The organism is Kamptonema formosum PCC 10802, from assembly GCF_000332335.1.
GTDB lineage: Bacteria > Cyanobacteriota > Cyanobacteriia > Cyanobacteriales > Oscillatoriaceae > Oscillatoria.
Window position 1 is genome coordinate 1,448,021 of record NZ_KB235948.1, and the last position, 12,808, is coordinate 1,460,828.

Annotated in this window: 12 protein-coding genes; 9 read left to right on the top strand and 3 right to left on the bottom strand. The window is 57.0% G+C overall.

The features are described from left to right. Window positions 1-318: 318 nt before the first annotated feature. Entirely contained in the window at window positions 319-822 is a 504-nt protein-coding gene (locus OSC10802_RS0106210) for a COP23 domain-containing protein (RefSeq protein ID WP_017715919.1), read from the bottom strand. 367 nt (window positions 823-1,189) lie between these two features. On the opposite strand from OSC10802_RS0106210, the gene hflX reads away from it, so the two are divergent. The 5 genes from hflX (at window position 1,190) to OSC10802_RS0106235 (ending at window position 7,548) form a co-directional block, all read left to right on the top strand. Next, window positions 1,190-2,746, top strand: a complete 1,557-nt coding sequence (hflX, locus tag OSC10802_RS0106215) for a GTPase HflX (protein ID WP_017715920.1) — start codon at window positions 1,190-1,192, stop codon at window positions 2,744-2,746. A gap of 548 nt (window positions 2,747-3,294) precedes the next feature. Beyond that, on the top strand, window positions 3,295-4,083 hold the full coding sequence (locus OSC10802_RS0106220) for a cistern family PEP-CTERM protein (protein ID WP_232731628.1): 789 nt from the start codon (window positions 3,295-3,297) through the stop codon (window positions 4,081-4,083). Window positions 4,084-4,442: 359 nt separating this feature from the next. Further along, window positions 4,443-4,712 (top strand): glutaredoxin 3, encoded by a 270-nt coding sequence (gene grxC, locus OSC10802_RS0106225; RefSeq protein ID WP_017715922.1) that lies wholly within the window; start codon window positions 4,443-4,445, stop codon window positions 4,710-4,712. Window positions 4,713-5,409: 697 nt separating this feature from the next. After that, window positions 5,410-6,402 (top strand): glutathione synthase, encoded by a 993-nt coding sequence (gshB, locus tag OSC10802_RS0106230; RefSeq protein ID WP_017715923.1) that lies wholly within the window; start codon window positions 5,410-5,412, stop codon window positions 6,400-6,402. Window positions 6,403-6,408: 6 nt separating this feature from the next. Next, complete coding sequence (locus OSC10802_RS0106235; RefSeq protein ID WP_017715924.1) at window positions 6,409-7,548, top strand: Gfo/Idh/MocA family protein; 1,140 nt, start codon at window positions 6,409-6,411, stop codon at window positions 7,546-7,548. A 317-nt stretch (window positions 7,549-7,865) separates the two neighbouring features. Here OSC10802_RS0106235 and OSC10802_RS0106240 read toward each other — a convergent pair whose 3' ends face one another. Then, on the bottom strand, window positions 7,866-8,090 hold the full coding sequence (locus OSC10802_RS0106240) for a helix-turn-helix domain-containing protein (protein ID WP_017715925.1): 225 nt from the start codon (window positions 8,088-8,090) through the stop codon (window positions 7,866-7,868). Window positions 8,091-8,175: 85 nt separating this feature from the next. Here OSC10802_RS0106240 and OSC10802_RS0106245 point away from each other — a divergent pair, with 85 nt between their 5' ends. The 4 genes from OSC10802_RS0106245 to OSC10802_RS0106260 all read left to right on the top strand — a co-directional run bounded on the left by OSC10802_RS0106245 (window position 8,176) and on the right by OSC10802_RS0106260 (window position 12,140). Continuing rightward, on the top strand, window positions 8,176-8,556 hold the full coding sequence (locus OSC10802_RS0106245; protein ID WP_232731629.1) for a hypothetical protein: 381 nt from the start codon (window positions 8,176-8,178) through the stop codon (window positions 8,554-8,556). 379 nt (window positions 8,557-8,935) lie between these two features. Then, a complete protein-coding gene (locus tag OSC10802_RS0106250) occupies window positions 8,936-10,483 on the top strand; it encodes an FAD-dependent oxidoreductase (RefSeq protein WP_017715927.1) in 1,548 nt (515 codons plus the stop codon). A 290-nt stretch (window positions 10,484-10,773) separates the two neighbouring features. Then, complete coding sequence (locus OSC10802_RS0106255; protein ID WP_017715928.1) at window positions 10,774-11,634, top strand: SDR family oxidoreductase; 861 nt, start codon at window positions 10,774-10,776, stop codon at window positions 11,632-11,634. Next, on the top strand, window positions 11,634-12,140 hold the full coding sequence (locus OSC10802_RS0106260) for a DUF2243 domain-containing protein (RefSeq protein WP_017715929.1): 507 nt from the start codon (window positions 11,634-11,636) through the stop codon (window positions 12,138-12,140). Before OSC10802_RS0106255 ends, OSC10802_RS0106260 begins: the two co-directional genes overlap by 1 nt. Before the next feature lie 137 nt (window positions 12,141-12,277). On the opposite strand, the gene OSC10802_RS0106265 is transcribed toward OSC10802_RS0106260, so the two are convergent. Beyond that, the gene (locus OSC10802_RS0106265) at window positions 12,278-12,766 is read right to left on the bottom strand and encodes a hemerythrin domain-containing protein (protein WP_198525071.1); all 489 of its coding nucleotides are present in this window, start codon (window positions 12,764-12,766) and stop codon (window positions 12,278-12,280) included. Window positions 12,767-12,808: the final 42 nt, after the last annotated feature.

Genomic DNA, 12,808 nt, shown 5'->3' on the forward strand with positions numbered 1-12,808 from the left:
GGCTTGCCGGCGGTGGCGCTAAAGCCCAACTATAGACAGCTCAGTAATGGACACGCTCGATACGAAATATAGGCGTAGGGCAGGCGTCTCGCCTGCCCTCAAAGTCTCTGGGACAGCAGAGACTGTTGTCCTACGTCTTAACCTAAGTGGCTAGTGCTATACAAACTGGATTGGGCTAAAGCCCAACTACAAACTGATTGGGCTAAAGCCCAACTACAAACCTTTGGGCTAAAGCCCAACTACGAACCTTTGGGCTAAAGCCCAACTACAAACCTATTGGGCTAAAGCCCAACTACGAACCTTTGGGCTAAAGCCCAACTACTTTCTTTCCTGCAGGAGCAGGTTCATGTCAATATAGATTTGACTCTCGCCATTTCCCTGAGAGAGCGGCCCTTTAGCCCGATAGCCCACGCCAAACAGGGCGTTAATCACGGCAGCCGGATCGTCTTCCGGTCGGAGGGTGAAGAGCAAGTCGCTGCAAGGAGCTCCGTACTCACTGGCGGCGCACACGACTTTTTGACCTCCCATCACCCCATGCGTGAGGTAACTGAGGATGCCTTTTGCCGAAGCGCTTTGGAATCTCTCGGAAACGATCTTGCAGCGATCTTCGCGGCTAATCCCGCCGCCCCACTCCTTTGCCCACCTAATCACTTCAATTTTCCTGCCGGTGGCGTTGCGGGCGAAAGTCGTGGGAACGCCGTTCTTACCCTCACCGCAAAAGTAGGTAGCTGTTTGAGCTTGGCTGGGAGGAGTCAGGACAGGGAGGGTGCCGAGGGCCAGCGTTAAGCCGGCGACTGCCGGCGCAAACAATTGGGATTTCATAGTGAGCCACGCTTCCTGAAACTGAGCGTATATTAATTTTAACTTATTGTGGCATAAAATTAACACTAGTAAATGCAATTTAACTTTTCTTTACCTGAGCCGTTCCCCGAGCCGGCCCCAACCGGCTTTCCCGGCACCGGACCGGCACCCCGCGATAAGATAGGGGTAAGAACCCCTGACCCTTAGGTGGCCAGATACCTGACCACACACGCCTATCGAAACCGTCTACGGCAACCTGCAAGGTCTAAAATCCAGCCAGCTGAAACAGCTTCAGCGGCTGTACCACCAGCGCCTTCCCGGCGACAGCACTGTCACGCCGGAATTCGGCCAGCGCCTCGCCGCCATCAGCACAGAAATTGGGCAGCCGGTGTGCGCCTACATCAACCGGCGGGGACAGGTGATCCGCGTGGGCGTGGGCACCCCCCGCCAAACCCAAATTCCCCCTCTGGAATTGCCCCGCTACGGTGCCGGTCGCCTGAGCGGCATTCGCTGCGTCGCCACCAGCCTCAAAGACGCCCCCCCAGACGAGAGCGCCCTCACCGCAATGGCCCTGCAGCGGCTGGACGCCCTGGTGCTGCTCACCCTCACCGGCCAGGGTTTTGAGCGCCGGGGCGGGGGAGCCACCGGCTATGTCAGGGACACCTACCTGGCCCATCTCCTCCCCGAACCCGAGGACGGAGACGGACAGGGAGCCCCCGGCTGGATCGTGTTCCCGCCCCTGAACTTGGACCTGCTCGCCAACCAGGACTTCCTGGAACTCGTCGAAGCGCTGGAAGCCGAATTTGAGCGGGAATTCACCGCCGAGGAAGTGGATGCCGGCATTGACCGCGCCCTTCTCGTGGGCGTAATGACCGACGGCACCACCCGCCAGGAGTTCGAGGACGGACTGGCAGAACTCGCCCGCCTGGTGGACACAGCCGGCGGCCAAGTCCTGCACACCCTGCAGCAGCGCCGCCCCCACCCCCACCCGCAAACCGTCGTCGGCGAAGGCAAAGTCCAAGAAATCGCCCTCGCCGCCCAGTCCGTTGGGGCAAACCTGATCGTCTTCGACCGCGATCTCTCACCGGCACAAGCGCGCAACCTGGAAACCCAAATCGGCGTCCGCGTAGTAGATCGCACGGAGGTGATTTTGGATATTTTCGCCCAGCGCGCCGGCAGCGGAGCCGGCAAACTGCAAGTCGAGCTAGCCCAGCTCGAATACATGCTCCCCCGCCTCACCGGCAGGGGGCAAGCCATGTCCAGACTCGGCGGCGGCATCGGCACCAGAGGTCCTGGCGAAACCAAACTGGAAACAGAGCGCCGCGCCATCGGGCGGCGGATAGCGCGACTGCAGCAAGAAGTCAACCAGCTGCAAGCCCACCGAGCCCGTATGCGCCAGCAGCGCCAGCATCAAGAAGTGCCCTCCGTGGCCATAGTCGGCTACACCAATGCCGGTAAATCCACCCTGCTCAACGCACTGACAGATGCCGGTGTTTATACGGCAGACCAGCTATTTGCCACCCTCGACCCCACCACCCGCCGCCTCGTGATTGCCGATGCCGTCACCGGCGATCCCCGGTCAATTGTAGTCACAGATACAGTTGGTTTCATCCACGAATTGCCGCCGGCGCTGATTGACGCCTTTCGCGCTACCTTGGAAGAGGTAACGGAAGCCGACGCCTTGCTGCACCTCGTGGACTTGTCCCATCCCGCATGGCAGAGCCAAATTCGTTCCGTAATGGCAATTTTGGCAGACATGCCGGTGACGCCCGGACCGGCACTGCTGGCATTTAACAAAATAGACCTGGCCGGTGGGGACACCTTGGCGCTGGCGAGAGAGGAATTCCCCCAAGCAGTCTTTATTTCAGCCTCCTGCGGGCTGGGGCTAGAAACCCTCAGACAGCGGCTCGCTCAGCTGATTCATTACGCTGCCGCCCCCCGGTAAAAACTTCAAATTTCCCGGAGGGGGAACTGGTAATTTCACTGTTGACAAACCCGGAGAAATTTGAGATAAAATAGTTAAGACTGCCTATCCCGTTTGGCAGAACAGCCCAAAGTGGGGACAAAAGTCCCGCGCATCTACTTATCGCTCGCCCGCTCTTGCCGAAGATCTCCCTGCTGGGGCGTGCCGCCAAAGAAAGCCGGCACACAAAAACTTCATCAACTGGGCGTCTTAGATGAAGATTTGAAGAAGCTGTCCATCCGCAATGGACATCGCACACCCCGAACATTTAGATTAGATACGATCTCCTAGAAATTGGCGGGCTTTGCGACACGAGCGCGAGATGGGTTGGTTTCAACCCTTAAATCGACCAGTGAGCCCACAGGGTGTGATCGCAAACACAGTGTGACCGTGACAGGTCACAGTGCATTTCGGGGAATTTTGTTCCATCCTAAAAATATACAGGTAGCAATCGGTCAAGCAATATGTTTAGGCCACCATCAAAACTAGCCTTTGGACTCGCGGTCCTAGCCTCAGCTGGGGTGTATTCTGTGGCTGCCGCTCCTTCGGCTGCTGCCTTCACCTTCCTGAACAGCGGCAGCGGCGTGGGCATAAGTGCGGACGATCTCAACAAAACCTTCTCCGTCAACTTTGACGGCAACGTCGCCACGCAAAACGTGACTGGACTGACCTCGGAGGCCACCTTTAAGTTTCTGGGGTTCAATACCGTCAATCTCAGAAGCGGCACAAGAACCGAGGCGGCGTTTGAAATCACCCTGTCCAACACGACTAGCGCCCCCCTCCTGTCCCGCACTTCTGCCTTGGGCTTCGACGTTTGGAATTTCAACGGCACCAGCACCGGCTCCGGGCTGGCTCTCCAGGGAATCGGCAACTCCTCTGACAGCGGCGACACCCGCTCCATCGGGCTTTTCGTCAACGACAGGAGCGGCGCGTTCCCCAATCAGTTCGGCGATGTGGACGTGTGCTTCACCAACGGCAACACCTGTCAGGGAGGCACCTCGGGCGGCGTTGACAACAACCCCACGACCGACAACCCGCAGACGGGCACGTTCACAGCCACCCTGGCTTTCAGCGGTTCTGTTGACAAGTTTGCCCTGAATAACTTTGGCGTCCGCTACCAAAGCATCGAGGGCACCAGTCTGGGCACCAGCGGCACCGGTCAGGGAACAGCTGTCAACCCTTCCACCTCTGAGTCCTCTGGCCCCCGGCAGATACCGGAACCCGGTACGGTTGGGGCTTTATTGCTGATGGGTGCCGGCATGCTTCACAAAAGCCGCAGGAAACAGCCAGCTGTCAGTCAGCCGCAGCTTGACCTGTAGCTGCCGCCGGCCATTCTCAAAATTGCTTATTTCCCCGCTCCTGTTGGGCAGGGACAAATTTTGTCGTGTGCTGGCGCGGGCTATGGGCGAAGCGGCGCTACAGGTGCCCCGGGCAGAGTGTGGCCCTAGTGCAGCTGCAACCAGGAACAGACCGCCGGCTGTCAAACTTGCAGTTGGGATAAGGAACAGCAGAGATGCCCGCTTCTCTCGATTCCGGCACCCCCACGCCTGACAGTTCTGATACTGCTGCCGGCTTTTTTACAAGTCTTCTTAGGTTTTTTTGGCCCGGGCTGGGGCGAGACAGACTTGCTTCACCCGTTTAAAATTTAATTAATAAAACTTAAACCGAAGCGCATACTATGGCGGCTAAAGTAGAAATCTACACCTGGCGCACCTGTCCCTTCTGCATTCGTGCCAAGCACTTGCTGAGAAACAAAAGCGTTGAGTTTACCGAATACAGCATCGATGGGGATGAAGCGGCGCGGGCTGCAATGGCCTTCCGCGCCAACGGGCGGCGCACCGTGCCCCAGATTTTCATCAATGACCGGCACATCGGCGGCTGCGACGACATCCACGCCCTAGACGCCGAAGGAAAACTCGACGAACTCCTGAAGACCACTCCAGCTTAGAGCGCCGCCGGAGGGCTTGCGCATTTAATTTGCACTAGCTATCCCTATCTCGCGTTCCCAGACTCCCCCTGGAAATGGGGATAGGCCGGCAGACACCCCTTTATACAACAAGCAGATTAAAAGCAGAAAAGCTAAAAAAGACCCGGCCCGCCCTTCTGCCCGCCCCGCCGGCAGACCGCGCGAAGTTCCCTGCCTGGTAATGTAATAGACTAAAGAACGCGATAGTTCCTTTTCAGATGGACCAGACAGAGCGATTGGCACCCTACTGGGGGGAAAGAGCAACGCTTGTGCCTTCCCCCAAGTATCAGGGGAACACAGGCGCTATCTGCCGGAGGATGCACTATAGCAGTAGCCACTTAGGTTAGGACGTAGGAATTGCGTTCCGTCCGACCCTGTACCTTAGGTTAAGACGTAGGAATTGCGTCTCGCCTGTCCCTATACCTGCTACTCAGTAAGATGCCTTGTCCATTACTGAGCTGTCTATTGCTATACCAGACCTCCCCTATCGCTCTTGACAGTTAAGTCAGAGGGATTACTGTCTGTCGGAATTGGGATAATCTCCCAATCTTTAACTGGGTTGTGAGGGCTAGAAGTCCGAGCGTCCATCTACATTCTAGTCAATCAACGCCTATTACAGTCCACGCTGTGAAGGAAGTTTGACAATCCGCGCTTTTGGCAAGATTGAGAAGGTACAAGGGTGAAACTTGCGTTTATTATTGACCCCATTCAGCGGCTCGACCCCACTCACGACACCAGCGTAGCGCTGATGGAATCGGCACAGGCGCTGGGTCACGAAGTGTGGGTAACTCAGGCAAACCGGCTGAGCGTCGTGGATGGCAAAGCTTGGGCAATCTTGGAACAGGTAAAGCTGACGCCGGTGCAGCTAATCGAAGGGGGATGGGTGAAAGCGCCTTCCTGGTATGAGCGGGGAGAGCGAGTTTTGCAGCCCCTCGAAGACATGGACGCCGTGTTCATGCGCACCGACCCCCCCGTCAACGTTGCCTACCTGTACGCCACCTACATTCTCGACTACATTGACGAAACCAGAACCCTGGTGATAAACTCCCCTCGCGGGCTGCGGGCTGCCAACGAAAAAATGTACGCCATGCAGTTCACCAAAGTAGTTCCCGAAACCATTGTCAGCTGCGACAAATCCGTAATCCGGCAATTTGTCGATCACAAAGGAGCCGCCGTCCTCAAACCGCTCGGCGGCAAAGCCGGCGAGGGAATTGTCTTCCTCCAGCCCAAAGACCCCAACTTCAACTCCCTGATTGAAATCAGCACCCAGCAGGGTCAAATTCCGGTGATGGTTCAAACCTACCTGCCGGCGGCAAAAGAAGGAGACAAGCGAATTATCCTGCTCAATGGCAAACCCATTGGGGCAGTCAACCGGCTCCCCAGCGGCAGTGAATTTCGCAACAACATGGCCGTCGGCGGCAAAGTGGCGAGAACCGAACTCACCCAGCAAGAGCACATTATTTGCGCCAAACTCGCCACCAAACTGCGAGAGGATGGCCTGTACTTCGTGGGCATCGACGTGATTGGCGGCTTCCTCACCGAAGTCAACGTCACCAGCCCCACCGGCATCCGCGAAATAGACCGGCTCGACAGCACCCGTCTGGGGCACAAAGTCATTGAGTGGGTGGAAGAAACGAAATACGGGAAAGGCAAGAAAAAGAAATCAGGATAGCACTTCATGCCCTCAACCTCAACCTCACCCGCACAGCAGCCGGCCATCGGCGTAGCAATTGCCGGCACCGGCTTCGGGCAAAAAGTCCACATCCCCGCCTTGCGGGAGAACCCCCGCATTCACCTCGCCGCCGTCTACCACCGGCACCCCGACAAGGCGAAAGCAATTGCTTTAGCTCACAATATTCCCTATGCTTGTGATACAATAGAAAAACTTGTATCCCTGCCAGAAGTGGGGGCGGTCAGCATCTCCACCCCGCCATTCGCCCACTTTGAAATGGCGAAAGCCGTATTACAAGCCGGCAAGCACCTGCTGCTAGAAAAACCGGCAGCCCTGACCGCAGCAGAAGCGCGGGAACTGCACAATCTGGCGCTATCTACCGGCAGCATCGCGGCGATGGATTTTGAATTTCGCTTCGTGCCGGCGTGGCAAATGCTGGCAGAATTGCTCGCCGGGGGGTACTGCGGGAAAAAGCGCCTGATTAAAATAGATTGCTTAGTGTCGAGTCGGGCAGACGCCAGCCGCCCTTGGAACTGGTACGCCCAAAAAGACAGGGGCGGCGGTGTCTTGGGCGCGATGGGCTCCCACATTTTCGATTACATCAGCTGGCTGTTCGCACCGGCGCGCCGGCTTTCCGCCCAGCTGCTGACCGCGATTCCCGCCCGCCCGGACCCCGCTGCCGGTGGGGAACTCAAGCCGGTGGATGCCGACGACAGCTGCGCGATGATGCTGGAACTGGCAGACGGAACCCCCTGTCAGGTTTGCCTGAGTTCAGTAACCTATCAGGGGCGCGGGCACTGGGTGGAAGTGTACGGCGAAAAAGGCACCTTAATCTTAGGCAGCGACAGCCAGCAGGATTACGTCCACGGGTTCCGCCTGTGGGGGAGTCAGGGAGGCGAACCCCTCGCTGAGATTAAAGTGCCAGAAAGGCTGGCGTTTCCCCGCATCTTCCCCGACGGGAGGATTGCGCCGGTGGCGCGAGTTATCGACGAGTGGGTGCGGGCGATTGATGCCGGCACCCAGCCGGTCCCAGGGTTGCGCGAAGGGGTTTACTCCCAGCTGCTCATGGATTTAAGCCACCTTTCCAGCGCCACCGGCACCTGGGTGGAAGTGCCGGCGCTGGATGATTTTCTCGCCAGCCGGTGAGCGAACAGACCTAACTGAAAGAGGCTCAGTTTTGAGCCTCTTTTTTTTTGCCTCATCCCCCGGGGAGGGGGCGCTGGCACAGGACTGCCGGCGGCAACTCATACCAATTTGAGATTTTAGATTTTGGATTTTGGATTGAAACCCCGGGCATCCAGGGGGTTTCGTCCTGCGCAAAAAAATACTATCTATCTCAAACCGGCTGAGCCATGCTCTTAATCTGCTATTCGCAGAAAGAACTGAGCAAACATAGCCACGCAATTATGGACTATGGGGGCGACCCTACAGAGGGAGATAGCGCAAATTAAATGCGCAACAGCTTACTTGTCGAAAGAGCTGTCCCCCTGGAGGTCCAGCAACTCGTCCCAAGAGCAGCCGAAAGTTTCCTTGATTCGTCCGATGGGGTCCATCTCCATCTTGTTCATCGGCTGCGTCGCGTAACGCCAAACCGTGCTGTAGGTGACACCGGAACGCCGGCTCAGCTCGCTGATGCTCCAGTTGCGAACCTCGCACAGCTCTTTGATCCTGACTTTGACTTGGTACATACTCTCCTCTTTAGTGTTGGGGCCTACAAGTTATAATATCAAAAATTTAACATTGACGTTGTAACGCGGGTGTGCTATCATAGAGATGTCAGCTGAGAAACCAGAGGTCGCCATGATGAAACTCCCCCGCCGCCTGATCTACCCGAAAACCTTCGCTATCACCCGCTGGCAAATCGCCAAGCTGCTCAAGATTGACCCCAGCAGCATCCTCAGATGGGAGAAGTGGCAGCATGTCCTGTGGGTGCACATCAAGGGGCGCGGCGGGCACTTCGTCAGCTATCGCAAGCTCAAGCAGTGGGTGAGCGCCTGCGGCGTCCTCCTGCGGGAGTGCCTCACCCTGCCGGCACTGACAGAATTGTGGGAAGCGATTCAGAATCCGAAAGAGGCCAAGCGCTACACGGAAGAAGGGATGGCCAAACTTGAAGGAATTTGGCAGCGCCAGCGGTCCCGCCTGTCAAATTCCTGAGCCAGCCGGCCACCCACACCCCCGACGAACGGGCGGGGCAGTTATAGCGGCGCTCACGCAAGCAGGCAGCCGGGATCTGGAAATCTGTTGCGCTCTGCAGGAACTGCGGAGTAGATTGGCGCGACTGCCGGTGAGGGAGTGAAATAATATCAAGTTCAGACAGACAGTATTTTTGCCTCTCGCTGAAAAGGCTTTACTGCCGTTTTTTGCATGCCAAAATTCGGGGGCAGGCACCGCTGCATTGAGATAAGATACTTCTAGAAGCGGATGTCTTTGAGCCGGCATTGAGGTTAACTAGCAAGAAAGCGGACGTCAGAGCCCGCGACCTCGGTGGCGCAGCTGCGCAATCCACCAAAAGCACATAGGGAAAAACACGCAGATGACTTTACCCAGCCAACCGGCATCCTTCTGGCGCGTCACCACTGCCGAAACTCACTTTCCCCAGCTGATCGCAGATATCGCCGTCGATGTGGCAGTCGTCGGGGGCGGCATCACCGGCATGACAGCCGCCTTACTCCTGGCGCGTGCCGGTGTGAGAGTTGCCGTCATCGAAGCGGGCAAAATCGGCACCGGCACCACCGGCCACAGCAGCGGTCACTTGAGAGAGGTCCCCCCTGCCGGCTGCCAGCAGCTGATCTCTAGCGCCGGTGCTCTAAACGCCTCCCTCGCAGTGCAGTCGTGCCGCGCCGCCATCGAGCTTCTCGCAGCGCTTATCCAAGAAGAGGGGATTTCCTGCCACTTCCAGCGAGTCCCCGCCTATCTCTACACCGAGTCGCTCGAAGACCTCCCCTATCTCGAAGACGAAATGGAAGCCGCGCGAGAGCTGGGGATTGACGCCACCCTGACAGCAAGCGCGCCCCTGCCCTTTCCAGTGCGCGCCGGCATCCTCTTCCCCAGTCAGGCGCAGTTCCACCCCGCACAGTACCTGCACGGACTCGCGGAGGCGTTTGCCCGCGCAGGAGGTCTGATTTTTGAGAGAACCCGCGTTCTCGACATCAGCGACAGCCAGCCGTGCCGAATTTACACCGAGCGAGGCTCCGCGAAAGCTCAAAACGTCATCCTCGCCACCGGCACCCCCATCCACGACTGGTTCCGCCTCCCCGACTTGCTGGGAGTCGCCGCCAAAATAGCCCCCTACCGCTCTTATTTGCTCGCCGTGCGGCTGGTAGAAAAGCGCTTTGGCCCCACTGCGCCCCTGCCTGCAGGGCTGTTTTGGGACACAGCAAACCCGTCACACTACACGCGCAGCTATACAGACAGCAGCGGTGAGGTTCTGATTGCCGGTGGCGAAAACCACAAAACCGGTCACGAGACAGACACCGAGGCGTGTTACCGGCGCTTGGAGGAGTACGTGCGGGTTCGCTACGAGGTCGAGTCCGTCACCTGCAAGTGGTCGGCGCAATTCTACGAACCTGCGGACGGTTTGCCTTTTATTGGCAAGCCGAACTCTCACGAACACCTCTACATCGCCACCGGCTACTCTGGCAACCTCAGCTTCGGCACCGCTGCTGCTGTGCTGCTTGCTGACCTGATTCAGGGCAAGCCCAATCCCTGGAGCCAGCTGTATGACCCGAATCGGGTGCCAATCGCCGGCGCAACTCGCCTGGTGGCGGAAAATCTCGATGTCGCCGCCCGGTTTATTGCTGACCGGTTCGTGTCAGAAGCCAGCAGCTTGTCTGAGGTGGGGGCCGGTGAGGGGAAAATTGTCGATATTAATGGGGAAAAAGTGGCGGTTTACCGCGACAGGACCGGCGCGACTTACGCCCTGTCGCCGGTGTGCGCCCATTCTGGCTGCATCGTGCACTGGAACAGTGCGGAAAAAAGCTGGGACTGTCCCTGCCACGGGGGGCGCTACAGCCCAGCAGGCAGGGCGATCGAAGGTCCGCCGATTAATGGTTTGCAGCCCAAAAAAATTCCCCCGCTTTAGGTGAAATACGCCGGCAGGCAGAGAGGTCGCTGCGCCGGTTTGTAACTGTAGGGGGATATTTTTTTATAACCCGCCCTCGTGAAGGGACGCCAAGGAAGCGGAGGGAGCGGAACTTGGATAAGAAACCCGGTTTCTTAAAGAAACCGGGTTTCTCAGCACCTCACTCATATGAAAAAGGCGATATTCTATCTGGAGTTGGAGAGAGGGATCTGCAATAAGAGCGATTCTCACAGGTGGGGAAAGCTTTATTTGTAAAGAAGAGCCCAAAAAGTTTGAAGAAGGAGAGCTTTATGCCAGAACAGCAGCAGCTGCAGCCGCCTCAGGAGCAGGAGCGGCGTCCCGGACTGGAATCGGAGATGACGCCGAAACCGAAGTCAGACGATGCGCAGTATAAAGGCAGCGACAAGTTGCGGGACAAGGTGGCGCTGATCACCGGCGGTGACAGCGGAATCGGTCGCGCTGTGGCGATTGCCTGCGCTAAAGAAGGAGCGAAAGTTGCGATTGTCTACCTCAACGAACATGAGGACGCTCAAGAGACGAAACGGCTGGTGGGAGAATATGACCGCTCGTGCTTGCTGATTGCCGGTGACGTCGGCGACGAAAAATTTTGCCAGCTGGCGGTGCAGCAGACGGTAGACACTTTCGGGCACCTGGATATTCTGGTGAACAACGCCGCCGAACAGCATCCGCAGCCCAGTATAGAGGAGATCAGCGCCGAACAGCTGGAGCGGACGTTCCGCACTAATGTTTTCTCGATGTTTTACCTGACGAAGGCGGCGCTACCGCACCTGAAAGGGGGAAGCGCGATTATTAACACTACATCTGTGACGGCTTATCAGGGCAACCAGCAGCTGCTTGACTATTCTTCTACGAAAGGGGCAATAGTTGCGTTCACTCGCTCCCTATCGCAAGCGCTGGTTGAAAAGGGAATTCGCGTCAATGGCGTAGCGCCGGGACCGATTTGGACGCCGCTGATTCCTTCGACTTTCCCCGCAGATAAAGTGGAGAGTTTCGGGCAGCAAGTGCCTATGGGTCGTGCCGGCCAGCCGGAAGAAATTGCGCCCTGCTATGTGTTTTTGGCGTCGGATGACTCTTCTTATATGTCGGGACAGATTTTGCACCCTAACGGCGGGGAAGTTGTTAACGGCTAATGGCAACCGGTAGAGAGGGCAACCAAAGCCAGCCGCTGGTAGCGGCTGGTATCCTGCTGGGCGTGGGGCTGGCGGGATTCTTCGATGGAATTGTGTTCCACCAGATTCTGCAATGGCACCAGATGCTGGCGAGCGTTTTGCCGGCAACGAGTGTTTATAATATCAAGCAGAATATGTTCTGGGACGGACTTTTCCATGCAGTTATGTACGGGATATCCTGCACCGGCATTTGGTTTTTGTGGCGTGCCGGTCAGCGGGGCAAAGTGCCGGGAGCGTCAAATCTCTTCGGTGGGGCTTTGCTGCTGGGTGCGGGGCTGTTCAACCTGATTGAAGGTGCTATCAACCACCAGATACTGGGCATCCATCACCTGAAACCGGGTGCGAATCAGCTGGCATGGGATCTGGGATTTCTCGCCTGCAGCGCTATCCTCGCTGCAGCCGGCTGGATTGTATTGCGCGGCGGGATTCAGGATGCCCCGACTTCGGGATATAGCCGGTCTAAATGATTTGCGCAACCGCTCTCGGGTCCAGAACCCCGGTTTCTTTAAGAAACCGGGGTTCTGAAATGCACACGAATGATTTAGACGCGCTCTAGGTAGGAAAAAGAGAGGCGCTGATCGCCTCCCCAACACCGGCTTCTCATTCAAGTGACCGCAATCATCTCGTCCTCCAGCTGGTTTCTCATGTTTTGGAACTCTTCCGCCAGCTGGTCGAGTTCTTCAGCGCTCATGCACTGGCGAACTTTGGGAAACACCTCGTTTTCTTCTTCTTCTACGTGATGCTGGACCGCCTCTTTCAGGTCGGTCAGTCTTTCTCGAAATTCAGGTGAGCTGAGGCTCACTGATTTCATCTCTTCTATCATCACCTTGACATCGACATGCTCTTCTTCAGCTTCGTCAAGGAATTTTTCAGTCTCCTCGTACTCGCGCATGGCTGGGTAGAAGGTTAATTCCTCGGATTCGGCATGCACGCTTAACTCTCTGTAGAGTTGGTTGAACAATTTTTGCAGTTTCTTGCTGTCGCGAGTCCCCTCAAGTTCGGCAAACAGGTTCTCGACTTCGCGGTGATCTTTTTGGATTAGCTCAAAAATGTCCATCTCGGTTTTTACTCCTTGGTATATAGCAGCAGCCACTTAGGGAACGGACGTAGGACAGGCGTTCCCTCCGCCCCTATC